Here is a 24,975-nt window from a genome sequence, read left to right on the forward strand (position 1 = left end):
CCACGCGTGCGCGGCGGCCGGCAGCGTTGCCGGCGCCCGCTGCGCAAGAACGCGCGACCGGCGCCGGCTGTCGAACAGGGAAATCGAACCGGGCGACATGCCGGGCCCGACCGGCCCCGGCACGTCGCCCCGGCTTCTGCGATCAGAAGAACCCGAGCGCCTCGGCCTGGTAGCTGACCAGCAGGCACTTCGTCTGCTGATAGTTCGACAGCGCCATCTTGTGCGTCTCGCGGCCGATCCCCGACTGCTTGTAGCCGCCGAACGCCGCATGCGCGGGGTACAGGTGGTAGCAGTTGGTCCACACGCGGCCGGCCTCGATCTCGCGGCCCATCCGGTACGCGCGCGTGCCGCTGCGAGTCCACACGCCCGCGCCGAGCCCGTAGAACGTGTCGTTCGCGAGTTCGATCGCTTCCTGCTCGTCCTTGAACGTCATCACCGACGCGACCGGCCCGAAGATCTCTTCCTGGAACACGCGCATCTTGTTGTTGCCGAGCAGCATCGTCGGCTTCACGTAGTAGCCCGTGCCGAGGTCGGCGGCCGGCGCCGTACGCTCGCCGCCCGTCAGGCATTGCGCGCCTTCGCCGCGGCCGATGTCGATGTACGACAGGATCTTGTCGAGCTGCTGCTGCGACGCCTGCGCGCCGATCATCGTCTGCAGGTCGAGCGGGTGGCCGGACTTGATGCGCTCGACGCGCGCGACGGCCTTCTCGATGAAGCGGTCGTAGATCGATTCCTGGATCAGGATGCGCGACGGGCACGTGCACACCTCGCCCTGGTTCAGCGCGAACATCGCGAGCCCTTCGAGCGCCTTGTCGAGGTACGCGTCGTCCTGGTCGAGCACGTCGGCGAAGAAGATGTTCGGGCTCTTGCCGCCCAGTTCGACCGTCGACGGAATCAGGTTGTCGGCCGCCGCGCGCAGGATGTGCTTGCCGACCGGCGTCGAGCCCGTGAACGCGATCTTCGCGATCCGCTTGCTGGTCGCGAGCGCTTCGCCCGCTTCCTTGCCGAAGCCGTTCACGATGTTGATCGTGCCGGCCGGGAACAGGTCGCCGATCAGCTCCATCAGCACGAGCACCGACGCGGGCGTCTGCTCGGCCGGCTTCATCACCACGCAGCAGCCGGCCGCGAGCGCCGGTGCGAGCTTCCACGCGGCCATCAGCAGCGGGAAGTTCCACGGGATGATCTGGCCGACCACGCCGAGCGGCTCGTGGAAGTGGTACGCGACGGTGTTGTCGTCGATCTCGGAGATGCCGCCTTCCTGCGCACGGATGCAGCCCGCGAAGTAGCGGAAGTGGTCGATCGCGAGCGGCAGGTCGGCCGCCATCGTCTCGCGCAGCGGCTTGCCGTTGTCGATCGTCTCGGCCACGGCCAGCAGCTTCAGGTTCTTTTCCATCCGGTCGGCGGCGGCGAGCAGCAGGTTCGAGCGCTCGGCCACGGACGTCTTGCCCCACTTGCGGCGCGCGGCATGCGCGGCGTCGAGCGCCAGCTCGATATCGTCGGCGCCGGAGCGCGGGATGCGGCAGAACGGCTGGCCGTTGATCGGCGACACGTTCTCGAAATACTCGCCCTTCACCGGAGGAACCCACTTGCCGCCGATGTAGTTGTCGTATTGCTGACGGTACGGGTATTCGACGTCGAGGCCCAGTTGTTTCAGGTCAAACGGGTTCATACATGTCTCCTGTTCATCGTGCTTGTGTGAGTACAGCGCCGGTTGGAATGCGCTGATCCCGTTCATGCAACATGCGTGCCAAACGGAACGGGCGGGAGCGGGCGCACGTCGATCGCGGCCGGCGCGGGTTCGCACCGCGCGGTGTTCACGCCCGCAACACGGCCGGTGTACCGATTCTGAACACCGCCAGTGCGCAGCAATGGGGCCGGTGTTCGGAATTTCCACAGTGCGCGCCGCCGCGCTGCCCGCGAACGCGCGCCGCGCCGCGTGGCATGTCGCTTGCGTGCGAATCGCGGATCCACACGCCACGGCGAACGCGCCGACCGACACCATGAACGATCGCGGCCCGCTGACCGACGACGCCATCGCATTCATCCGCGAACAGGCTTTCCTGATCGTCGCGACCGCCGATGCGGCCGGCAACGCCGACTGTTCGTACCGCGGCCGCCAGCCGCGCGCCGACGGCTCGTTCGCGCCGCTCGTCGATATCCCGGACCGTCGCACGCTGGTACTGCCCGACTTCGCGGGCAACAACCTGCTCAACACGATCGGCAACCTGCTCGTGAATCCGGCCATCGCGCTGCTGTTCGTCGATTTCGTGCGTCAGACGACCTGGCACGTGCAGGGGCGTGCGATGCTGGACGAGGATACGCAAGCGCGTACCCAGCTGTGGCCGGATGCGTTGCGCTATCTGGTGATCGATGTGGAATGTGCAGAAGCGCGCGCGGAGGCGGGGCTGCCGCCGCTCGTGCTGGCGTGACGCGCGGCGGGTGAGGCTTTACGAATGGGCAACGCGGGCGCGGCGGCTGCGTCGACCGAAATACCGAAATACCGAAGTACCCAAGCACCGAGCACCGAGCACCGAGCACCGAAAACATCGAAGCATCCGAGCGCCACGATGCAATGCTCGACGCCCGTGCGTCTCCACACACGCCGGTTCACGCCGACTGCCCGCCGACGCATCGGCTTGCGCATGCCCGTTCGCCTCAGCGCCCGTGCATCTCCGCACACGCCGGTTCGCTCCGGCGGCGCACCGACGTATCGGCCTGCGCGTGGCCGTCCATCTCGTCGCCCGCTTCGTCGACGGCCGGCCGCCCGCCGAGAAACCCGAACACCACCACCGCGCACAGCACCGTGACGACGGCCAGCGCGATCAACAGCCGGTCGAACGCGTGCGCGTAGCTCGCGATCAACGCCGCACGGCCGACGCCCGGCAACGCGGCAGCCGCGCCCGCGAGATCGCCGGTCGCGAGCCGCGCGGCGGCCCGCAGCGTCGCGTCCGGCGTGCCGGCGGCCCCCACCGCCCGCGCCAGCCCCGTTTGCGCGAGCGCGGCCAGCACCGCGCCGACGATCGCGAGCGCAATCCCCTCACCGGCCACGCGCGTCGTGCTGAAAATGCCCGTCGCCATCCCCGCGCGCTCCTTCGGCACGACGCTCACGGACAGCCCGTCCATCAGCCCCCACGGCATGCCGGCGCCGACGCCGATCGCGAGCATCGGCGCGATCGCCGCCGGCCCCGCGCCGCCGCGCAACGCGATGCCGAGCCACACGAGCCCCGCCGCGGCGACCAGCAACCCAAGCCCGGAAATCACGCCGGCCGACAGCCAGCGCGTGAGCGTCGCCGCGACGAGCGGCACGACCAGCATCGGCGCGGAGATCGCGAGCATCAGCCAGCCGGCGTCGATCTCGCTGAAGCCGTCGATGCCGATGAAGCGCAGCGGCAGCACGACGAGCAGCACGATATAGCAGCAACAGGTCGACACCGGCAGCACCTGGACGCCGACGAAGCGCGCGATGCGAAACAGCGACAGGTCGAGCATCGGCCGCGCGACGCGCGTCTCGATCGTCACGAACGCGCACGCGCCGAGCGCCGCGCCGGCCAGCAGCGCGATCACGAGCGGGCTCGACCAGCCGCGCGCGGGCGCCTCGATCACACCGAACGTGAACAGCGTCAGCGCGGCCGTGAACGCGGCCGTGCCGGGCCAGTCGAGCCCCGTCGCGTGCGGATCGCGCGACTCGTGCATGCGCGGCAGCCCGAACGCGAGCGACAGCACGCCGGCCACCGCGCTCGTCACGAAGATCGCACGCCAGCCGTAATGCCCGATCAGCCCGCCGGCGAGCACGGGCCCGAACGCGAGCCCGATCCCGAACGTCGTGCCGAGCAGGCTGAACGCACGCGTGCGCGCCGGGCCGTCGAATTCCTGCGCGAGCGCGGCCGTGCCGCCGGCGAGCGCCGCGGCCGCCGCGAGCCCTTGCGCGGCGCGCAGCAGATCGACCGCGAGTATCGACGGCGCGAACGCGAGCGCGACCGACATCAGCGTGAAGCCGCCGACGCCGATCGCGAACAGGCGCTTGCGGCCGAACTGGTCGGCCAGCGCGCCCGACGCCATCAGGAAGCTGCCGAACGCGAGCATGAACGCGTTGGTGATCCAGTTCATCGCGACCGGGCTGCCGTGCAGGTCGCGGCCAATCGCCGGCGTCGCGACCGCGCCGCCCGAAAACGACAGCGGCAGCGCGACGGCGGCCATGCAGACGGCGGCCAGCACCCATGCGCGCCGGCGCGCCGCGTGGGCAGAAACGGCTGAAACAGGGTGATCCATCATCGCTCCTCGAAAAAGCCGGCGCGGATGCGCCATCAGAGCGACAGAAGATAAATCGGATTCAATCCGCGAAAAACCACGCGAAGCTCCGCATATAACGGACTAAAATTCCGCAATTATCCCGCTAGCGTGCGTCGCCGCGCACCGTTCGATTCGATGGAAAACCTCACCGGCATCGTCGCGTTCGTCCGCACCGCCGAAGCGCTGAGCTTCGTCGCGGCCGGCCGCACGCTCGGCATCTCGGCGTCGGCGGTCGGCAAGACGATCGCGAAACTCGAGCAGTCGCTCGGCGTGCGCCTGTTCAACCGCACGACGCGGCGCGTGACGCTTACCGACGAGGGGCGGCATTTCTACGAGCGCTGCCAGCGGATCCTCGAGGATTTCCGCGACGCGGAGGCGACCGTGACGGCCTCCGCGCAGCGCCCGCGCGGCAAGCTGCGCGTGAGCCTGCCGGTGATCGGCTACCGCTTCCTGCTGCCGGTGCTGCCCGAGTTCCGGCAGCGCTATCCGGACGTCGAGCTCGATCTCGATTTCAACGACCGGATGGTCGATGTCGTCGAAGGCGGCTTCGACGCGGTCATCCGCAGCGGCCCGCTGTCCGATTCGAGCCTGATGTCGCGGCGGCTCGGCCCGTTCGCGTTCGTGCTGTGCGCGACGCCCGCGTATCTCGCGCGGGCCGGCACGCCGCGCACGCCGCGCGAACTCGAAGCGCACGACTGCGTGCGCTACTGCTTCCCGACCACCGGCAAGCTGCAAGACTGGGCGCTCGCGGCCGACGACGGCACGCCGCTCACGCTGCGCACCGCGATGACCTGCAACAACATGGAAGCGCTGCGCGGCGCCGTGCTCGCGGGGCTCGGCATCGGCTACATGCCCGACTTCCTCGCGCGCGACGCGCTCGAACACGGCGCGCTCGTCACCGTGCTCGACGCCTACCGGATCGCGCCGGGGCAATTCTCGATCGTGTGGCCGTCGAGCCGGCAGTTGTCGCCGAAGCTGCGCGTGTTCGTCGATTTCCTGTGCGAACGGCTGTTCACGTAGTCGCGCCGATCCGCTCCGCTTCCGCCGGCGGCAGCAGCGCGTCGCTGTCGTCCTTCAGCCCGACGCCCGTCAGCCCGAGACGGCGCGCGTGCGTCATCAGGTAATGCAGCTTGTGCGCGGCGGCCGCGTGCGGCAGCCCTTCGGGCCGCACGTTCGAGATGCAGTTGCGCAGCGCGTCGTGACAGCCGACCTTCGGCGCCCACGTCAGGTACACGCCGAGGCTGTCCGGCGAACTGAGCCCCGGCCGTTCGCCGATCAGCATCGCGACCACCTTCGCGCGCAGCAGCTCGCCGATCTCGTCGCCGAGCGCGACGCGCGCCTGCGTGGCGACCACCACCGGGCCGATCCGCCAGCCGTCCGCGTCGAGCCGCGGCCGCACGGCCTGCAACAGCGGCAGCGCCTGCTTCGCGGCCGCGAACGCCGACAGCCCGTCGCCGACCACGAACACGACATCGGGCGCGTCGTCGAGCGCCGCCCCGTAACCGGCCAGCAGCCCGCGGCTGTCGTCCGACAGCTTGCGGCCGAGATCGGGCCGGCGCAGGTAGTGGTCGCGGTCGGGCGCAGCGCTCTGCACGCGCAGCGTCGGCAGCATGCCGGCCGCCTCGATCTCGCGCCGCAGCGCATCCGCGTCGAGCGGCTGGTGCACCGCGTCGCGCGCTTGCGCATGCGACAGGTTGAAGGCCAGCAGCGGCGCGGTCGGCAGGCTGTTGCCCGCGCGGCCGAGCGCGATCCGCGCGTTCGTGAACGATTTCAGCTGCCCCCACGGATTCTTCTCGACGGCGTCGCTCATGCGGAAATCCCCATCCAGTCGTTCGCGCCCGCGAGCAGCGGCACCCGTGCCGACGCCGCGCGCAGCGCGCCGTGCGCGTCGGCGATCTCCATCGTCTCCAGCCATTCCTCGAATTCCGGCGCGCGGCGCAGGCCGAGCACCTCGCGTACGTAGAGCTGGTCGTGGAACGACGTGCTCTGATAGTTGAGCATCACGTCGTCCGCGCCCGGAATCCCCATGATGAAGTTGATGCCGGCCGCCCCCAGCAGCGTCAGCAGCGTGTCCATGTCGTCCTGGTCGGCTTCCGCGTGGTTCGTGTAGCAGATGTCGCAGCCCATCGGCACGCCGAGCAGCTTGCCGCAGAAGTGATCCTCGAGCCCTGCGCGGATGATCTGCTTGCCGTCGTACAGGTATTCGGGCCCGATGAAGCCGACCACCGTGTTCACGAGAAACGGCTCGAACTTGCGCGCGACCGCATACGCGCGTACTTCGCAGGTCTGCTGATCGACGCCGAAGTGCGCGTTCGCCGACAGCGCGCTGCCCTGGCCCGTCTCGAAATACATCAGGTTGTCGCCGACCGTGCCGCGCTTCAGCGCCAGCGCGGCCTCGCGCGCCTCGGCGAGCAGCGCGAGCGAGATCCCGAAGCTCGCGTTCGCCTTCTCGGTGCCCGCGATCGACTGGAACACGAGATCGACCGGCGCGCCCTTCTCGATCGCCGCGATCGTGTTGGTCACGTGGGTGAGCACGCACGACTGCGTCGGCACGCCGTAGCGCTCGCGGAAGCCGTCGATCATCGCGAGCAGCTTCACGATCGCCGCGAGGCTGTCGGTGGCCGGGTTGATGCCGATCATCGCGTCGCCGCAGCCGTACATCAGCCCGTCGAGCATCGACGCGGCGATGCCCTTCACGTCGTCGGTCGGGTGGTTCGGCTGCAGCCGCACCGACATCCGGCCGGCCAGCCCGACCGTGTTGCGAAAGCGCGTGACCACGCGGCGCTTGCGCGCGGCCGCGATCAGGTCCTGGTTGCGCATCAGCTTGGACACGGCCGCGACCATCTCGGGCGTGAGGCCGGGCGCGATCCGTTCGAGCGCCGCGCCGTCGGCCGCGGGCGACAGCAGCCAGTTGCGGAAATCGCCGACGGTGAGGTGCGAGATCTCCGCGAACGCGTGCGCGTCGTGATCGTCGATGATGAGGCGCGTGACCTCGTCGTCTTCATACGGGATCACCGCTTCGTTCAGGAACGCCTTCAGCGGCACGCCCGCGAGCGCGATCTTCGCGGCGACGCGCTCCTCCTCGCTCGCCGCCGCGACGCCGGCGAGCTGGTCGCCGGAACGCAGCGGGCTCGCCTTCGCGAGCAGCGTCTTCAGGTCCGCGAAGCGGTACGTGCGCGGACCGATCGTCTCCGTATAGGACATCGTGCGAATCTCCTTGCCAAAAGCCGACGGCGCGCCCGTTCGACGGGGCGCGCCGGATGCCGTCAGGAACGGCCTTTCTCGTTCACCGTCGTCACCCTGCTTACTCCTCCAGCAGCGCGTCGCCGGGCGCGCTCGCGCGCTGCGAACGGGTCGCGAGGAAGTACGCGTAGCCGACCGCGAGGAAGCCGACGAACACCAGCGCGACCAGCCCGTTGAAAACCACCATCGTCCCGAGGCAAACGAGCGCCGCCAGGATCGCGAAGGCCGGGAAGATCGGGTACAGCGGCGCGCGGAACGGCCGCGCCATGTTCGGCTGCGAGCGACGCAGCTTGAACAGCGCCGCCATGCTGACGATATACATCACGATCGCACCGAATACCGACATCGTCACGATATTCGCGGTGAGCGTCTGCCCGCCGAACTGGATCAGCTCGTCGCTGTAGATCGCGGCAATCCCGACCACGCCGCCCGCGAGAATCGCGCGATGCGGGGTCTTGAAGCGCGGATGCACCTTGCCGAGCCATTCGGGCAGGTAGCCTTCGCGGGCCAGCGCGAAGATCTGGCGCGAATAGCCGAGGATGATCCCGTGGAACGACGCGACGAGCCCGAACAGCCCGAGCCACACGAGCATGTGCATCCAGCCGCTGTTCGCGCCGACGATGTACTTCATCGCCTGCGGCAGCGGATCGTTGATGTTCGCGAGCTTGGTCCAGTCGCCCGCGCCGCCGGCGAACACCATCACGCCGATCGCGAGCGCGACGAGGGTCAGGATCCCGGCCACGTACGCGATCGGAATCGAGCGCTTCGGGTTCTTCGCTTCCTCGGCGGCCATCGCGACACCTTCGATCGCGAGGAAGAACCAGATCGCGAACGGAATCGCCGCGAACATCCCGTGGAACGCGCCCATGCTGAAGTGATCGGCGCCCGACCAGCCGCCCTTCGTGAAATTGCTCCACGCGAAGCCCGGCGACACGACGCCCATGAACACCAGCAGCTCGAAGATCGCGAGCAGCGTGACGACGAGCTCGAAGGTCGCCGCGATCTGCACGCCGACGATGTTCAGCGCCATGAACACGAGATACGCGCCCATCGCCGCGTGTTTCGGTTCGAGCCCCGGAAACTGCACGTGCAGGTACGCGCCGATCGCGAGCGCGATCGCGGGCGGCGCGAACACGAACTCGACCAGCGTCGCGGCGCCGGCCAGATAACCGCCGGTCGGGCCGAACGCGCGGCGCGCATACGCGAACGGGCCGCCCGCGTGCGGGATCGACGTCGTCAGCTCGGTGAAACTGAAGATGAAGGTGGTGTACATCGCCGCGACGAACAGCGCGGTGATCACGAAACCCAGCGTGCCCGCGCTGGCCCAGCCGTAGCTCCAGCCGAAGTATTCGCCGGAAATCACGAGGCCGACCGCGATGCCCCACAGTTGCCAGGTCCCGAGCGTCTGCTGCAGCGCGGGCTGGCCGGAGGACTTGACGCCGGCGGCGGGCCGGCCATTCGACTCTGCTTTCATCGGACTCTCTCCTCAAAGGCGCCGGACCTGCGGGCCCGCGCGACTGAGAATCGATGCTAGAGAGTCATTAAACGACGTGTTATCGAAATTCGGCAAAGATCGCGGCTGACATTTTGCTTGCGGAAACGCTCGCGGTAACGCCGGCCGCGCGCGTCGCCACGCCGCTCCGGCCCGCGCGATGCGGGCCGGAGCGGCCGTACCGGCCGGCGTTACTGGCCGCCGCCGCGCTGGTTGAACCAGCGGTCGAGCAGCTTGCCGGCCGCTTCCCGGCCGCCGAGGCCGAACGACAGCGCGACGGCCACCGCGATCGCGCCGAGCACGAGGCCGAACGCGAGCTGGACGATTTCGTTCGCGATGCCCATCGCGCGCAGCCCCATCGCGAACACGAGGCCGAGGATCGCGAATTGCGCGATGCGCGCGAACAGCACGCTGTGCTCGCGGTCGGCCTGCTCGATCACGCGGCGCGCGAGGCCCGCGAGCCACACGCCGATCACGAGGATCACGCCGCCCATCAGCACGTGGCCGCCGAATTCGATGAACAGCGTGACGACGTCGCGCACCTGCGTGAAGCCGAGCCGGTTCGCGGCCTCGACCGACGCGAACAGCATCGCGAAGAACACGATCAACCGCGCGACCAGCACCGACGGCTGCAGGATGCCCGAGAACACGCGCTCGACGCCGAGCACGGCCGGCAGCCCGTCGACGCCGGCGGCTTCCAGCAGCTTCTGCGCGAGCGACGCGACGAAGCGCGCGAAGTAGAACGTGACGAGCACGATCACGATCGCCGCGACGATGTCCGGCACCGCGCCGAGGAACTGGTTCAGCATGTTGGTCGCGGGGATCGAGATCGCGTCGATCTTCAGCGCGTCGAGCGCGGAGATCAGCGTCGGCACGAACACGAACACGTAGACGATCGTGCCGACCAGGCTCGACACGCGCACCGGCGTCGGGCTGTCGATGCCTTGCGTGAGGCGGTCGGCGCCGGCGGCGACCAGCAGGTTCGTCACGAGGCCGCGCAGCACGCGCGCGACGACCCAGCCGACGAAGCCGATCACCGCGGCCGCGAAGAGGTTCGGCACGATCGCGAGCAGCTTGTCGACCATGCCCTGCACCGGCGAGAGCAGGCCCGACAGCGCGAACGACGCGAGGATCGCCGGCAGGAACATCAGGATCACGAGCCAGAACAGCACGTCGCCGAGATAGCCGCTCATCGGCTGCATGCCGGCGCTTTCGGACAGCGTGGCGTCGACCTTGCTCGCCTTCAGCGCGCGGTTCGCGAGGCTGCGCAGCAGCGATGCGATCAGCCACGCGATCAGCGTCAGCGCCGCGCCGCCGATCAGGTTCGGCAGGTAGTTGACGATGTGCGTGACGAGCAGCGAGAACGGATTGGAGACCGCGTACAGGTTGAGCACGTTGAAGATGCCCACCGCGGTGACGAGCAGCACGAGCCAGAACAGGCCGCCGGCGATGATGCGTTCGACGCACGCGCCCTGGCCCGTGCTGTCGGTGATCCGCTGATCGACCTTCAGTGCACTGAGCAGCCGGAGCGCGCCGGCCCGCACCGCAACGGCGATCAGCCAGCCGATCACCAGGATGCCGATCGCGCCGGCGATCTTGGGCAGGTATCCGCCTAGCGTGGCCTGCAGCGACGTGATGAAGCTGGAAGCATCCATTTCTTCTTCTCCCGAAAACGTGGTGTGGCGATTGAACATCGACGAACGACCTGCGTAATTCGAAATGCGTGCTGCCCCGTCCGAGCAACTTACCCGAGAAAAATGACGCGTTCACCCGATTTCACCGTCTTTAACTTTAGTCCGAGATCCCGGAGGGGCAAGACCCCATTTCGTGGAAATCAAAAAGGGGCTGATCGTCGGGTGTCCGGCATTTCCGCAAGATTTGTCCATTCGGCCCGTGCTACCGTGGCGTCGGTTCCAGCCCGGACACATCGATGCCCCCAGCCGAAACGAAACCCGACCCGCCCGCATGGGTGCGCTACGCGGCCAGCGTGGCGCGCGTCCATGCGTACATCGGCGCGCATCTCGACGGCCCGCTCGACCTGAACCGGCTCGCCGAAGTCGCGTGCCTGTCGCCGTATCACTGGCAGCGCGTCTACCGCGCGCTGTACGGCGAATCGATCGTGCTGACGGTGCGGCGGATGCGGATCGTGCGGGCGTCCGAGGATCTGGTCTGTACCACGCGGCCGCTCGACGAGATCGCGCGGCGCGCGGGCTACGGTTCGACGCACGCGTTCGCGCGGGCGTTTCGCGACGCGTACGGCGTGCTGCCCGCGCAGCACCGGCGCACGGGCGTCCACCGGCCGATTTATCCACTACAGCGAGGAGAGGAAGACATGTTCAAGCACGAGGTCGAGATCCGGCGCCTGCCGGAACTGCGCGGCTAGGCGGTGACGCATACCGGCGCATACCTGAAGGTGGGCGACGCGTTCGGCCGGATCGGCGCGTGGGCCGCGCAGAACGGACTGTTCGGCCCGGGCGCGAAGATGATCGGGATTTTCTACGACGATCCGGACACGACGCCCGAAGCGCAGTTGTGCGCGAAAGCGTGCATCATGCCGGCCGACGGCGCGCCGGACGTCGCGCCCGCGCCGCCGGTCGAGCGTGCGACGATCGCAGGCGGCGACTACGCGGTGCTGCTGCATACCGGGCCGTATGCGGACCTGAAGACGGCCTACCAGTGGCTCTACGGCGACTGGCTGCGTCACTCGGGCCGCGAAGCCGCCGACGCGCCGCCGTTCGAGCTGTACCTCAATACGCCGATGGATACGGCGCCGGCCGACCTGCGCACCGAAATTCATCTGCCGCTGCGCTGAGCGACGGGTGTGTCGCGGCGCCGTGTATCTGGACGGACCGCGACGATATTGCGGGTGCGAGCATGCCCGGGACGGCATCGGGCAGGCCGGTGCGCCGGCCGTCGAGCGAAGCGTGCCGGCCTGTGCTGATGCGCAGCCGGCACGAACACGCGGATAGCTTCAAGCCACCTGCGTTCCGCAGCCGGGACAGAACCGCGCGTCGGCCGCCAGCGCCGCGTGGCAGCGGCTGCAGGCCTTGCCGCGTTGCGCCACGCCGCACTGCGCGCAGAAGCGTGCATCGGCCGCGTTGAGTGCGCCGCAGCCCGCGCACGCGAGCTGGCTCAGCGCCAGATTGCCGCCCTGACCACCGTTGCCCGCGTCGGCCGGCGCCTGCCGGCCCCAGCCGTGGCGATTGCGGCAGCCGTGCCCGCCCTGGCGCGGGCCGCCGTGATGCCCGCCGCCGTGGCCGCCGTTCCCGCTATTGCCGTGCCCGCTGCCATGGCCGCCGCCGTGGCCGCCGAGAATCCGTTTCAGAAAGCTCATCGCCCGCTCCTCAACGCGTGGCCTGGGCGCCACCGAACGCGCCGGAGGACGACAGCAGCCGCAAGCCGTTGGCCACGACGATCAGGCTCGCGCCCGCGTCGGCGAAGACCGCCATCCACATCGTGCCGAGCCCCGCGACCGTGAGGCCGAGGAATACGACCTTCACGCCGAGCGCGAAACCGATGTTCTGCACCAGCACGCGGTGCGTCGCGCGCGACAGCCGCACGAACGCGGGAATCTTGCGCAGGTCGTCGTCCATCAGCGCGACGTCGGCCGTCTCGATCGCGGTGTCGGTGCCCATCGCGCCCATCGCGAAGCCGATGTCGGCGCGCGCGAGCGCCGGCGCATCGTTGATCCCGTCGCCGACCATCCCGACCGCGCCCGCGCCGCCCGCCGACAGTTCGTCGACCGCCGCGAGCTTGTCTTCCGGCAACTGGTTGCCGCGCGCATCGTCGATGCCGGCCTGCCGCGCGATCGCCTGCGCGGTATGCGGGTTGTCGCCCGTCAGCATCGCGGTGCGGATGCCGAGCGCATGCAGATCGGCGATCGCATCGCGGCTCGTGTCCTTGATCGTGTCGGCCACCGCGAAGATGCCGAGCACGCGCGTTGCGTCGACCAGCACGACGACGCTCTTGCCCTGCCGCTCCAGCGCGTCGAGCTTCGCCTCGAGCGCCGCCGAGCAGCGCTGCAGCTCCTCGACGAGCCGGTGATTGCCGAGCCAGTAACGCGTGCCGTCGATCGTGCCGCGCACGCCGCGCCCGACAATCGCTTCGAAGTCCTGCACGTCGGCGAATGCCGTCGTGCCGGCGTCGCGGGCCGCCCCGGCAATCGCCTGCGACACCGGGTGATCGGAGCGCGCCGCGAGGCTCGCGCCGAGGTGCCGCACGCGCGCCGCATCGGCGTCGTCCGCATGCACGTCGAAGTCGGTCTGCACCGGCTTGCCGTGCGTGATCGTGCCGGTCTTGTCGAGTGCGAGCCACGCGAGCTTGCGCCCTTCTTCCAGATAGACGCCGCCCTTCACGAGAATCCCGCGCCGCGCCGCGGCCGCGAGCCCCGACACGATGGTCACGGGCGTCGAGATCACGAGCGCGCACGGGCACGCGATCACGAGCAGCACGAGCGCGCGGTAGATCCAGTCGTGCCACGCGCCGCCCATCGCGAGCGGCGGCACCACCGCGACCAGCAGCGCGACCGCGAACACGATCGGCGTATACACGCGGGCGAACTGGTCGACGAAGCGCTGCGTCGGCGCCTTCGCGCCCTGCGCTTCCTCGACCGCGTGGATGATCCGCGCGAGCGTCGAGTTCGCCGCGACGGCCGTCACACGGTATTCGAACGAACCCGATTCGTTGATCGTGCCCGCGTATACGGCGTCGCCGCTCGCCTTTTCGACGGGCAGGCTCTCGCCGGTGATCGGCGCCTGGTTGACCGTCGAGCGGCCGGCGACGACTTCGCCGTCCAGCCCGATCCGCTCGCCCGGCTTCACGCGCACGACCGCGCCGAGCGCGACCTGCGCGGCCTCGATCGTGCGCCACGCGCCGTCGGCCTGCTGCACGGTCGCGGTGTCCGGCGCGAGCTGCATCAGCCCCTGGATCGCATTGCGCGCGCGGTCGAGCGACTTCGCCTCGATCAGCTCGGCGATCGTGAACAGCACCATCACCATCGCGGCTTCCGGCCACTGGCCGATCGCCATCGCGCCCGTCACCGCGATGCTCATCAGCGCGTTGATGTTCAGGTTGCCGTTGCGGATCGCGATCCAGCCTTTCTTGTACGTCGTCAGCCCGCACGCGAGCACCGCGGCGAGCGCGAGCGCCGCCGACAGCCACACAGGCAGCCCGGCCCAGGTCGCGCCTTCGGACGCGATCGCGGCGACGCCGGCCAGCGCCAGCGGCCACCACGGTTTGGCCGGCGCGTCGGCGACGCGCGCCGCCGGGCCGCCGGCCGTGGCCGTCGTGGCGGCCTCAGGCGTCATCCCGAGCGTGCGGATCGCGCTTTCGATCGCCGGCTGCGCGCCGGCCACGTGCTCGACGGTCAGCATCCGCTGCATCAGGTTGAATTCGAGCGCCGATACCTGCTGCATGCCGCCGAGCTTCTTGCGGATCAGCGTTTCCTCGGTCGGGCAGTCCATCTGCATGATCCGGAACGCGGAGCGCACGTGGCCAGACGCGGTCGCCTGCGCGACCGGCAGCGGCGCGAGCGTCAGCGCGGCGGGCGCGCAGCAGTCGCCGGCCGCGTGGTCGTGGTCGTGGTCGTGGTCGTGGTCGTGGTCGGCATGGTCGGGCGAACACGCGGCGCCATGGCGATGCGTATCGCCGCCAGCTTCGTCGTGATCGTGATCGTGGTCATGATCATGGCCGTGCGCGCGCTCGCCGGCCGCCGGCGCCGCATCGGCCACGGTCACCGTCTGCGCGTCGCGCGCATCGGCGCAGCAGGCATCGGCGCCGCCGGCATGACGGTGTCGTGGGTCGTGGGGACGCTGGGCGTCGGTCATGACAACCTCCTTTTGTGGCTTGACGGTGTAGAGTTAACACCCTGAAGCCACTACAAGGTCAACCCTTACACGGGAGCACGACATGAAGATCGGCGAACTGGCCAAAGCAGCCCGCTGCACGCCCGAGACGATCCGTTTCTACGAGAAAGAGGGCCTGATGCCCGATGCGGAGCGCACCGATTCGAACTATCGCAACTACACCGACGTGCACGTCGAACGGCTGCGCTTCATCCGCAATTGCCGCGCGCTCGACATGGCGCACGACGAAATCCGCGCGCTGCTTCGGCTCACCGACACGCCGGCCGACCGCTGCGATTCGATCAATTCGCTGCTCGACGATCACATCGGACACGTCGATGCGCGCCTCGCGGAACTCACGCATCTGCGCGACCAGCTGACTGAATTGCGCCGCCAGTGCGTCGGCGAGCACTCGGTCGAGGATTGCGGCATCGTGCACGGTCTTGCGACGATGGAAACCGTCGCCCCGGCCGCGAAGCGCTCGCATCTCGGCTGAAAACCTTGTCAAACAAGATAGTCTGGCTGAGAATAGTTATATTATTACTAGATATATCTTAACTATTCATGTCTACGAGCCGCCCGTCCCCGCTCGCGCTGGCCGTCCTCGCGACGCTCACCGAAACGCCGATGCATCCGTACGGGATGCTGCAGCAACTGAAGGCCCGCGGCTACGACGAAGTCGTCAACGTGCGGCAGCGCACGAGCCTCTACCAGACGATCGACAGGCTGCTGCGCGACGGGCTGATCGTCGTGCACGACACCGAGCGCGACGGCGCGTTTCCGGAGCGCACGCTGTATGCGCTGACGGAAGCCGGGCACACGGCGGGGCAGGCGTGGCTGCATGCGCTGCTCGCGGAGCCCGCGCGTGAATTTCCGGCGTTCGGCGCCGGCCTCGCGTTCCTGCCGCTGCTCGATGCGGAAGATGCGCGTCGCCAGCTCGAGCTGCGCATCGCACGGCTCGACGCCGAGCGCGAGCGGCTCGAAGCGCTGCGCGCCACCGCGCAGGCCGACCAGGTGCCGCGCTTGTTCCTGCTGCAGAACGAATATGCGCTCGTGCTGCTCAATGCGGAGCTCGACTGGGCGCGCAGCGTCGTCGAACACCTGAAGATCGGCGCGCTGCGCTGGGTGGACGGCTGATGCATCGCGCCGGCCGTTTCCCGTCGGCGACGGGCGTCGGTCGCGTCAAAGCACCTTGCCGGGATTCAGGATGCCGCGCGGGTCCAGCGCGTCCTTCAGGCGCCGCATCAACCCGATTTCCGCGTCGCTGCGCGTGTGCGCCAGATAAGGACGTTTGAGTACGCCGATCCCGTGCTCGGCCGACACCGAGCCGCCCATGTCGCGCACCACCGCATACACGCAGCGATCGAGCGCATCGGCATCCGCGTCGTTCATCCCGGCCAGCGACACGCCGATGTGCACGTTGCCGTCGCCGACATGGCCGAAGAACAGGCACGCGAGCGCCGGCCAGCGCGCCCGCAACGCCGCCTCGCAGCGTTCGGCGAACGCGCCGAGTTCGCCCGTCGGCAGACTCACGTCAAAGTTGACGAGATGGGGCAGCGCATCGATCGCAAGCCCTTCGCGCAGCGTCCACAAATCGCGCGCCTGCCGCTCGGAGGTCGCGAGCACCGCATCGTCGACGAGCGCAGCATCGAATCCGGCGGCCAGCCCCATTTCGAGCGCCCGGTGCGCATCGCCGCCCGGCGCGCTCGTCGCGCATTCGATCAACACCGCGAAACCGCCATCGCCGACAAATGGCGCAGACACGCCGGGCGTATGGCGCGCGACATAGTCGTAGAACGCCGGCCACATCGCCTCGAAGCTGACGACTTCCGGCAGCATGCGCACGCGGTTCCACAGCGCGACCACCGCGTCGTAGTCGCGCACGCGGCAGAGCGCCGTGGCCGGCGCCGCGAGCAACGGATGCAGCCGCAGCACCGCGCGCGTGACGACGCCGAGCGTCCCTTCGCTGCCGATGAAGAGCTGCTTCAGGTCGTAGCCCGCGTTGTTCTTCAGCATCCGGTTCATCGACGACACGACCGTGCCGTCCGCGAGCACGGCCTCGAGCCCGAGCACCTGCTCGCGCATCATCCCGTAGCGGATCGCGCGCGTGCCGCCCGCGTTGGTCGCGAGCATGCCGCCGATCTGGCACGAGCCGCGCGCGCCGAGATCGACGCCGAACGTGAAGCCCGCCGCTCCCGCGGCTTCCTGCACCGCCCGCAGCGGCGTGCCCGCGCGCACGGTGATCGTGCCGGCCGCCGCGTCGAGCGCCTCGATGCCCGCGAAGCGCTCCATCGACAGCACGACCTCCCCGCCCAGCGCGACCGCGCCGCGCGCGAGCCCCGTCAGTCCGCCTTGCGGCACGACCGGCTGACCGAGCCGCATGCATAACGCGAGCGTGCGCGACACGTCGTCGACGCTGCGCGGACGCACCAGCGCACGCGGCCGCACGCCGGCCGGCTCGTTGTACGCGGTGAAGTAACGCGGATCGATATCGGCCGCGCGCGTGACGAGCGCGTCGCCCAGTTCGGCGGCCAGCACGGCATCGACGGCATCGTCCGGCAGCGGCCTGTCGTCCGGTTCGCTGCCCGCGGCGCTCGGGTTCGGAGTCGGCATCGTGCGCGGCCCCGCTTACTTCGTCGAGATGTCGATATCGCCGAAATACTTCAGGCCGAGCGACTTCACCGTGCCGTCCGCCTTCAGCTTGTCGATCGCCGCGTCGAGCTTCGCCTTCAGCGCGTCGTCGCCCTTGCGCAGGCCGAACGCGATGCCGCTGCCGAGGATCTTGTCGTCGTGCACCGGCTGGCCGACGAACGAGAAGCCCTTGCCGTCCGGGCGCGACAAGAAGCCGCGCTGGCCGGACGGCGCGAGCACGAGCGTCGCGTCGAGGCGGCCCGCGACCAGATCCGCATACGCCTGGTTCTGGTCCTGGTACGGCACGACCGCGACGCCGGCCGGCTCCCAGTGCGCCTTCGCGAAGGTTTCCTGGATCGACGCCTGCAGCACGCCCACGCGCTTGCCCCTCAGCGATTCGGGCGTCGGCAGCAGCCCGCTGCCGGTGCGCGCGATCAGCTGGGTCGGCACGCGATAGATGATCGTCGTGAAGTCGATCGCCTGGCGCCGCTGCTCGGTCGCATTCATCGCCGAGTTGATCGCGTCGAACTTGCGGCCCTTCAGCGCCGGAATCAGCCCGTCGAACGACGTCTCGACCCATTTGCACGACAGCTTCGCCGTCTGGCAGACGGCATTGCCGACGTCGATGTCGAAGCCCTGCAGGTCGCCGTTCGGCGCCTTCGATTCGAACGGCGGGTATTGCGCTTCGAGGCCGAAGCGCAGCGTCGGCGCATCGGCGAGCGCCGCGCCGGCGCCGATCGCGCACGCGAGTGCGAACGCGAGTTTCAGGGTAGCCGTGTGTTTCATCGTGATCTCCAAGTGTCCGGTCGATGCGACGTCCCCGTCGCCGGTTGTCTTACAGCGAACGCAGCCGCCGCGCGCCTTCGACCAGCGTCGCGTCGTCCTTCGAAAAACTGAGCCGGATCACGCCGGCGTCGGTGCCGTCGGTATAGAACGCCGACAGCGGAATCGTCGCGACACGCGCGTCGCGGATCAGGCGCAGCACGAAATCGCTGTCGCTTTCGTCCGAGAAGTGGCGAAAGCGCGCGAGCATGAAGAACGAGCCTTCGCTCGGCAGCAGCTCGAAACGCGAATCGGCCAGCTCGCGCGCGAGCAGGTCGCGCTTGGCCTGGTAGAACGCCGACAGGCCGAGATAGCTGTCGGGCCGCGCGAGGATCTCCGCGAACGCGACCTGCATCGGCGTGTCGGCCGAGAACACCATGAACTGGTGCACCTTGCGGATCTCGTCCATCAGCTCGGCCGGCGCGAGGCAATGGCCGACCCGCCAGCCGGTCACGTGGAACGACTTGCCGAACGACGACACGATCACGCTGCGCTCGGCCAGCTCGCGGTGGCGCGCGACGCTCTGGTGCTGCGCGCCGTCGAACACGACGTGCTCGTAGACTTCGTCGGACAGCACCACGATGCCCGTGTCGCGCGTGAGCTGCGCGAGCCGCTCGAGATCGTCGGCGGAGAACACCGTCGCGGTCGGGTTGTGCGGCGTGTTGACGATGATCATCCGCGTGCGCGGCGTGATGGCCGCGGCCACCTCGTCCCAGTTCACGCGGAAATGCTCGGGCGACAGCTTGATCGCGACCGGCGTCGCGCCCTGCAGCCGCACGATCGGCGCATAGCTGTCGAACGACGGCTCGAAATAGATCACCTCGTCGCCCGGATGCACGAGCGCGCTGATCGCCGCATACAGCCCCTCGCTCGCGCTCGCGATCACCGTGATCTCGGTCGCCGGATCGTAGCGCGCGCCGTACAGCGCCTCGGTCTTCTCGGCGAGCCGCTCGCGCAGCGCGATCACGCCGGCCATCGGCGCGTACTGGTTGTGACCGTCGCGCATCGCGCGCGCGACGCCTTCGACGAGCGCCGGATCGGGCGCGAAATTCGGCGCGCCCTGCGACAGGTTCAGCGCGTCGTGTTGAGCAGCCAGTTGGCCGATCACCGTGAAGATCGTCGTCCCGACGTCGGGCAGTTTCGAACGGGGCGCGGTGGCGCTTCGCATGACTCCTCCTCCTGATGTCCTTCGGGCGGGGCGCGCCCTGCGCAACCCTGCATCTGCCGCATGATTTAGCCCGAGCCAATATCGGCGGACAATCGAAAGTTCGTCATGGCGGCCATGCATTTTTCTCATGACCCGCCGGGAGAAGCACGCCACGGCAAGGCCGGCTAGACCGGCCGGCATGCAAATCGGGCATTTTCCCTACGAAAGGCTAGGCGTCCGCCGCCGCGAGGTACGCGAGTAGCACGGCCCGCAATTCGCGGCGTTGCGCGGCGAAATCGAGCGCGGGCCCGAGCGTCAGCAGCGCCTGCGACAGTCCGCCGTAGCAGATCGTGTGGGCCATCCGCGCGAGCCCGTCGAGCCGCGCGGCCGGCGGCGGATCGGCCGCGTGGGCCAGCGCGTCGCGCCACAGCGCGACATAGGCGTCGTAATGCCGGCGATAGGCGGCCAGCGGCGACACCTGCCGCTCCAGTGCGAACAGCGCGCCCCACAGCGCCGCGTCGGCGGCGATCGTATCGACCTGCAGATCGACCAGCGCGCCGGCGAGCGCGGCCCGCGGCGCGCCGCGCAACCGCTGCACCGTGTCGCGCAGCCGGTCGGCCAGTGCCAGCACGCGGCGGTGGATGCAGAGCGCCGCGAGGCTCTGCTTGTCGCCGAAATACTCGTAGAAGGTGCCGATGCTGACGCCCGCGACGGCCGCGATCTCGCGGATCGTCGCCTTCGCGTAGCCGCGTTCGAGCAAAAGCTGAACGAACGCCTGTTGCAGCGCGTCGGAGCTCGCCTGCGCGCGCGACTGGCGCGGCCGGCGGCGCAACGCGGGCGCGGGTTGCGCCGCCGGCGAGCCGGGCGGCGCCGGAACCTGAACATGTCGCGGCGGCATATTTGCTACTCTGAATTCAGCAGGGAATACGTTTTACCGGAAGCCGGAACCCGCGCCGACGCGCCCTTTCGCGCGGCATGACGCCGGCTGACCGCGCAGCACGAGACCGGAGGCAACCGCGATGACCGACTCGACTCACGCCGTCACGAACCAGTTCGACGAACTCGTCGACTATAACCTCTTCGCGACGGATCTCGCGCTGCGCGACGCGCTCGCCCGGGCGGGCGCCGACTGGGCCGTGCCGCAGCTGGACGCGTACGGCGCGCGGCTCGGCAGCGCCGACACCGCGCGGCTCGCCGACGAAGCGAACCGCCACACACCGGAACTGAACGCGTTCGACCGGCGCGGCCGGCGCATCGACCGCGTCGATTTCCATCCCGCCTGGCACGCGCTGCTGGGCCAGTATCGCCACGAAGGCTTCGTGTCGCTCGCGTTCCGCGAGTCGCGCCGCGGCCGCTGGGCCGCGACGGCCGCCGGCTTCTACCTGCACGGCCAGATCGAGGCCGGCACGCTGTGCCCGGCGACGATGACGCAGGCCGCGATTCCCGTGCTGCAGAAAGAGCCCGCGCTGTGGGAGCTGCTGCGCGACAAGCTCTACAGCGACGACTACGACCCGCGCGACGTGCCGATCGCCGACAAGCGCGCGATCTGGTTCGGCATGGGCATGACCGAGAAACAGGGCGGCTCCGACGTGCGCGCGAACACGACGCTCGCCACGCCGGCCGGCGCGGGCGGCCGCGGCGGCGAATACCGGCTGCGCGGCCACAAGTGGTTCTTCTCGGCGCCGATGTGCGACGCGCACCTCGTCGTCGCGCGCACCGAAGCCGGCGGCCCGTCGTGCTTCTACGTGCCGCGCTGGCGGCCGGACGGCACGAAGAACGCGGTCGAGATCCAGCGGCTGAAGAACAAGGTCGGCAACCGCAGCAACTCGAGCAGCGAGATCGAGCTGAACGACGCGTGGGGGATCATGCTCGGCGACGAAGGCCGCGGCATTCCGACCATCATCGAGATGGCCACCTACACGCGGCTGAACTGCGTGCTCGGCAGCGCGGCGATGCTGCGCCAGGGCGTCGTGCAGGCGATCGCCTACACGCGCCAGCGCCACGCATTCGGCCGCGCGCTCGCCGAGCAGCCGCTGATGCGCACCGTGCTCGCCGATCTCGCGCTCGAAAGCGAGGCGGCGCTGTCGCTCGCGATGCGGCTCGCCGACGCGTTCGAGCGCGACGACTCGCCGCGCGAGCGCGCATGGAAGCGGATCGTCACGCCCGCCGCGAAATTGTGGGTCTGCAAGCGCGCGGTCGAGCTGACCGGCGAGGTAATGGAAGTGTTCGGCGGCAACGGCTACGTCGACGACGGCCCGATCGCGCGCCTGTTCCGCGAGGCGCCCGTCAACTCGATCTGGGAAGGCTCGGGCAACGTGATGTGTCTCGACGTGCTGCGCGCGGTGTCGCGCGAGCCCGACGCGGCCGCCGCGCTGTTCGACGAACTCGCCGACCTCGGCGCGGGCGAGCCGCACATCCGCGCGGCGCTCGACGCGTTGCGCGCGATGCTCGCCACCCCGGCCGACACGCTCGAAGCGTCGGGCCGCGTGTTCGCGCAGCGGCTCGCGCTCGTCGCGCAGGCGTGCCTGCTGCGTCGCGATGCGCCGGCAGCGGTCGCCGACGCGTTCGTCGCGACGCGACTCGCCGCGCCCGACTGGGGCCGTATCGCGGGCGGCTTCGATCCGCGCGCGATCGACGTGGCCGCGCTGCTGCAGCGCGCGTACCCGGCCTGACGCCGGCCCGTTCACCCGAATTCCCGTTCGTTCGCCCGCCCGGAGCCTCGATGAACCTCGTCGCCGCCCTCGACCGCGCCGCCCGTGCGACGCCCGACAAACCGTTCCTCGTCAGCGAATCCGCGACGATCACGTATGCGGCCGCGCGCCTGCGTTCGCACCGCGCGGCGGCCGTGCTGAGCGCGCTCGGCGTCGCGGCCGGCGACCGCGTCGCCGCGATGTGCTTCAACACGCCGGCCTTCGTCGACCTGATGTTCGGCGCATGGCGCCTCGGCGCGGCGTTCGTGCCGGTCAACCACAAGCTGCAGGCGCCGGAAGTCGACTACGTGCTCGAACACAGCGGCAGCACCGCGCTGCTGTTCGACGTGGCGCTCGCACCGGTGGTCGAGCGGATCGTGCATCCGGCGCGGCGGCTCGTGACCGAAGGCGAACTCGACGGCGTGCCGAACTTCGACACGATGTGCGCGACGATGGACGGCCTCGCGGGCATCGAACCGGCCGACGACGACGTCGCGCAGATCCTCTATACGTCCGGCACGACCGGCCGCCCGAAGGGTTGCGTGCACAGTCATCGCACGGTGACGCTCGCCGCGATGCAGGCGGCGCTCGCGATCGGGATCGACCGCAACGAGCGCACGCTGATGGCGATGCCGATCTGGCATTCGTCGCCGCTGAACAACTGGTTCGGCGGCACGCTGGTCGCGGGCGGCACCGTCGTGCTGCTGCGCGACTACCATCCGCTGCGCTTCCTGCAGACCGTCGAACGCGAGCGCGTGACGCTGTATTTCGGCGCGCCGGTGTCGTACACGCTGCCGCTCGACACGGTCGACGGTTTCGCGGCGTTCGACCTGTCGAGCGTGCGCGCGTGGCTGTACGGCGGCGGCCCGATCGGCGCCGCACAGGCCGAACGGCTTGCGCGGGCGTATCGCAGCCGCGCGTTCTTCCAGGTGTACGGGATGACCGAAACCGGGCCGGCCGGCACGACGCTGTATCCGGACGAGCAGATCGCGAAGGCCGGCTCGATCGGCCGTCACGGCGGCCCGGGCGTCGACCTGCGGGTCGTGCGGACGGACGGCGTCGATGCGCTGCCGGGCGAAACCGGCGAGATCTGGCTGAAGACCGGCAGCATGATGCTCGGCTATCTCGACGACGCGGCCGCGACGCGCGCCGCGTTCGCGCCGGGCGGCTGGTATCGCACCGGCGACCTCGCGCGGATCGATCAGGATGGCTATCTGTTCATCGTCGACCGGCTGAAGGACATGATCGTCACCGGTGGCGAGAACGTTTATTCGAAGGAAGTGGAGGACGTGCTCGGTGCGCACCCGGACATCGCCGAGGCGGCCGTGGTCGGCGTCGCGCATCCGGACTGGGGCGAGACGGTCGTCGCGCACGTGGTGATGCGGGCGAACGCGACGCCCGATGCGGATGCGCTGCGCGCGTTCTGCGGCGAGCGGCTCGCCGCGTACAAGGTCCCGCGCGAATTCACGTTCGTGCAGGCGTTGCCGCGCACGCCGACGGGCAAGTTGCAGAAGTTTCTGCTGCGCGGGCGCAGCGAGTAGCGCCCGGTCATGGGTCAACGCCAATAAAAAACCACCGGGCCGCGACGGCCCGATGGCTTTATCTGCATGCACGATCGGCCGGACAACGATCTTCGCCGCCGCCGGTGCGTCACGTCACGCCAGGCTGCTTACTTCCCGCCGATGCTCTTCAGCGGCTTCCAGTCGCCCTTCTCGACCTTGTACATCGTGATGCCGCCGTTCTTCAGGTCGCCCTTCGCGTCGTACGCGACGTGCGTCGACGTGACGCCGGCCATGTCGGTCTTCGCGAGCACCGGCAGGTACTTCGCCGGATCGGTCGAATCGGCCTTCTTCATCGCGTTCAGCATCGCCATCGCGCCGTCGTACGCGTACGGCGAGTACGTCTGCACGTCTTCGCCGAAGCGCTTCTTGTACTTGTCGGCGTAAGCCTTGCCGCCCGGCATTTCTTCCAGCGGGAGGCCGGCCAGCGAGGCGATCGTGCCTTCGGCCGCGTTGCCCGCGATCTTCAGGAACGTCGGCGTCTTCACCATTTCGCCGCTCATCAGCGGTGCGGTGATGCCGAGCGCCTTCATCTGCTTGACCATCGGCGCTGCCTGCGAATCCGCGCCACCGTAGTAGACGAGGTCCGGCTTCGCCGCCTTCAGCTTCGTCAGGATCGCCTTGAAGTCGACAGCCTTGTCGTTCGTGAATTCACGGTCGACGATCGTCGCGCCGCCAGCCTTCGCGGCCTTCTCGAACTGGTCGGCGAGACCCTGGCCGTAGGCCGTGCGGTCGTCGACGATCGCGATCTTCTTCATCCCGAGATCCTTCGACGCGAACGTGCCGGCCACCGAGCCCTGCTGCGTGTCGGACGTCATCATGCGGAAGGTCGTCTTGTAACCCTGCTGCGTGTATTCCGGCGCCGTCGCCATCGCGATTTCCGGAATGCCCGCGTTCGCGTAGATGCGCGAAGCGGGAATCGTCGTGCCCGAGTTGAAGTGGCCGAGCATGCCCTTGATGCCGTCGTCGACCAGCTTCTGGGCGACCGTCGTACCCGTGCGCGGGTCGGCCTGGTCGTCCTGCGTGTCGAGCACGAACTTCACGGCCTTGCCGCCGATCTTCGGGTTCGTCGCGTTGAAGTCTTCCAGCGCGAGCACGATCCCGTTCTGCATATCCTTGCCGTAGTGCGCCTGCGCGCCCGTCATCGGCCCTGCGTAACCAATCTTCACGTCGTCCGCATGGGCCGTCCCCGCCAGCGACATGACCGCGACGAACGTCGCGCCTGCCACTTTTTTCATCGTGTGTTGCATAGCATCTC

19 protein-coding genes and 1 pseudogene are annotated in these 24,975 nt (G+C 69.2%); 7 read left to right on the plus strand and 13 right to left on the minus strand.

Features of this window, described 5'->3' with window-relative positions; genetic code table 11:
• Positions 1-142: 142 nt before the first annotated feature.
• Positions 143-1,669 (minus strand): aldehyde dehydrogenase family protein, encoded by a 1,527-nt coding sequence (locus A9Z05_RS14885; RefSeq protein WP_069618763.1) that lies wholly within the window; start codon positions 1,667-1,669, stop codon positions 143-145.
• A 331-nt stretch (positions 1,670-2,000) separates the two neighbouring features.
• On the opposite strand from A9Z05_RS14885, the gene A9Z05_RS14890 reads away from it, so the two are divergent.
• Positions 2,001-2,429, plus strand: a complete 429-nt coding sequence (locus A9Z05_RS14890) for a pyridoxamine 5'-phosphate oxidase family protein (RefSeq protein WP_069618837.1) — start codon at positions 2,001-2,003, stop codon at positions 2,427-2,429.
• Between the two features lie 226 nt (positions 2,430-2,655).
• On the opposite strand, the gene A9Z05_RS14895 is transcribed toward A9Z05_RS14890, so the two are convergent.
• Entirely contained in the window at positions 2,656-4,269 is a 1,614-nt protein-coding gene (locus A9Z05_RS14895; RefSeq protein ID WP_069618764.1) for an MFS transporter, read from the minus strand.
• Positions 4,270-4,425: 156 nt separating this feature from the next.
• On the opposite strand from A9Z05_RS14895, the gene A9Z05_RS14900 reads away from it, so the two are divergent.
• Positions 4,426-5,310, plus strand: coding sequence for a LysR family transcriptional regulator (locus tag A9Z05_RS14900; RefSeq protein ID WP_069618838.1), 885 nt, complete (start codon positions 4,426-4,428; stop codon positions 5,308-5,310).
• Here the strand turns inward: A9Z05_RS14900 and eutC are convergent.
• The 4 genes from eutC to A9Z05_RS14920 form a co-directional block, all read right to left on the minus strand.
• Positions 5,303-6,100 (minus strand): ethanolamine ammonia-lyase subunit EutC, encoded by a 798-nt coding sequence (eutC, locus tag A9Z05_RS14905; protein ID WP_069618765.1) that lies wholly within the window; start codon positions 6,098-6,100, stop codon positions 5,303-5,305. The two genes, A9Z05_RS14900 and eutC, sit on opposite strands and share 8 nt — an antisense overlap.
• A complete protein-coding gene (locus A9Z05_RS14910) occupies positions 6,097-7,494 on the minus strand; it encodes an ethanolamine ammonia-lyase subunit EutB (RefSeq protein WP_069618766.1) in 1,398 nt (465 codons plus the stop codon). The genes eutC and A9Z05_RS14910 overlap by 4 nt, the downstream gene beginning before the upstream one ends.
• Before the next feature lie 100 nt (positions 7,495-7,594).
• Complete coding sequence (gene eat, locus A9Z05_RS14915) at positions 7,595-9,007, minus strand: ethanolamine permease (RefSeq protein WP_069618767.1); 1,413 nt, start codon at positions 9,005-9,007, stop codon at positions 7,595-7,597.
• A 209-nt stretch (positions 9,008-9,216) separates the two neighbouring features.
• Positions 9,217-10,680 carry a mechanosensitive ion channel gene (locus A9Z05_RS14920; protein ID WP_069618768.1) on the minus strand — a complete coding sequence of 488 codons (1,464 nt, stop codon included), beginning with the start codon at positions 10,678-10,680 and terminating at the stop codon, positions 9,217-9,219.
• Positions 10,681-10,955: 275 nt separating this feature from the next.
• On the opposite strand from A9Z05_RS14920, the pseudogene A9Z05_RS38435 reads away from it, so the two are divergent.
• A pseudogene (locus A9Z05_RS38435) lies at positions 10,956-11,837 on the plus strand (GyrI-like domain-containing protein).
• 159 nt (positions 11,838-11,996) lie between these two features.
• Here the strand turns inward: A9Z05_RS38435 and A9Z05_RS14930 are convergent.
• Together A9Z05_RS14930 and A9Z05_RS14935 are read right to left on the minus strand one after the other, a co-directional pair.
• The gene (locus A9Z05_RS14930; protein ID WP_069618769.1) at positions 11,997-12,359 is read right to left on the minus strand and encodes a zinc ribbon domain-containing protein; all 363 of its coding nucleotides are present in this window, start codon (positions 12,357-12,359) and stop codon (positions 11,997-11,999) included.
• A 10-nt stretch (positions 12,360-12,369) separates the two neighbouring features.
• Positions 12,370-14,850 carry a heavy metal translocating P-type ATPase gene (locus A9Z05_RS14935; RefSeq protein WP_069618770.1) on the minus strand — a complete coding sequence of 827 codons (2,481 nt, stop codon included), beginning with the start codon at positions 14,848-14,850 and terminating at the stop codon, positions 12,370-12,372.
• A gap of 82 nt (positions 14,851-14,932) precedes the next feature.
• Here A9Z05_RS14935 and cadR point away from each other — a divergent pair, with 82 nt between their 5' ends.
• Positions 14,933-15,364 carry a Cd(II)/Pb(II)-responsive transcriptional regulator gene (gene cadR, locus A9Z05_RS14940; RefSeq protein ID WP_006477300.1) on the plus strand — a complete coding sequence of 144 codons (432 nt, stop codon included), beginning with the start codon at positions 14,933-14,935 and terminating at the stop codon, positions 15,362-15,364.
• A gap of 68 nt (positions 15,365-15,432) precedes the next feature.
• Positions 15,433-16,005, plus strand: coding sequence for a PadR family transcriptional regulator (locus A9Z05_RS14945; RefSeq protein ID WP_069618771.1), 573 nt, complete (start codon positions 15,433-15,435; stop codon positions 16,003-16,005).
• A gap of 45 nt (positions 16,006-16,050) precedes the next feature.
• On the opposite strand, the gene A9Z05_RS14950 is transcribed toward A9Z05_RS14945, so the two are convergent.
• The 4 genes from A9Z05_RS14950 to A9Z05_RS14965 all read right to left on the minus strand — a co-directional run bounded on the left by A9Z05_RS14950 (position 16,051) and on the right by A9Z05_RS14965 (position 20,366).
• The gene (locus A9Z05_RS14950; protein ID WP_069618772.1) at positions 16,051-17,481 is read right to left on the minus strand and encodes an FAD-binding oxidoreductase; all 1,431 of its coding nucleotides are present in this window, start codon (positions 17,479-17,481) and stop codon (positions 16,051-16,053) included.
• A gap of 15 nt (positions 17,482-17,496) precedes the next feature.
• Positions 17,497-18,285 (minus strand): ABC transporter substrate-binding protein, encoded by a 789-nt coding sequence (locus A9Z05_RS14955; protein WP_069618839.1) that lies wholly within the window; start codon positions 18,283-18,285, stop codon positions 17,497-17,499.
• A 49-nt stretch (positions 18,286-18,334) separates the two neighbouring features.
• Complete coding sequence (locus A9Z05_RS14960) at positions 18,335-19,489, minus strand: pyridoxal phosphate-dependent aminotransferase (RefSeq protein WP_011694020.1); 1,155 nt, start codon at positions 19,487-19,489, stop codon at positions 18,335-18,337.
• 208 nt (positions 19,490-19,697) lie between these two features.
• The gene (locus A9Z05_RS14965) at positions 19,698-20,366 is read right to left on the minus strand and encodes a TetR/AcrR family transcriptional regulator (RefSeq protein WP_069618773.1); all 669 of its coding nucleotides are present in this window, start codon (positions 20,364-20,366) and stop codon (positions 19,698-19,700) included.
• Positions 20,367-20,487: 121 nt separating this feature from the next.
• Between A9Z05_RS14965 and A9Z05_RS14970 the strand changes: the two genes are divergently transcribed.
• Both A9Z05_RS14970 and A9Z05_RS14975 read left to right on the plus strand, forming a co-directional pair.
• Positions 20,488-22,140, plus strand: a complete 1,653-nt coding sequence (locus A9Z05_RS14970; protein ID WP_069618774.1) for an acyl-CoA dehydrogenase family protein — start codon at positions 20,488-20,490, stop codon at positions 22,138-22,140.
• A 50-nt stretch (positions 22,141-22,190) separates the two neighbouring features.
• Complete coding sequence (locus A9Z05_RS14975) at positions 22,191-23,699, plus strand: class I adenylate-forming enzyme family protein (RefSeq protein WP_069618775.1); 1,509 nt, start codon at positions 22,191-22,193, stop codon at positions 23,697-23,699.
• Between the two features lie 128 nt (positions 23,700-23,827).
• Here A9Z05_RS14975 and A9Z05_RS14980 read toward each other — a convergent pair whose 3' ends face one another.
• Positions 23,828-24,967, minus strand: a complete 1,140-nt coding sequence (locus A9Z05_RS14980; protein ID WP_050015844.1) for a branched-chain amino acid ABC transporter substrate-binding protein — start codon at positions 24,965-24,967, stop codon at positions 23,828-23,830.
• Positions 24,968-24,975: the final 8 nt, after the last annotated feature.

Origin of the sequence: Burkholderia sp. A2, assembly GCF_001729305.1 — a bacterium.
In the GTDB taxonomy this organism is placed as follows: Bacteria; Pseudomonadota; Gammaproteobacteria; order Burkholderiales; family Burkholderiaceae; genus Burkholderia; species Burkholderia sola.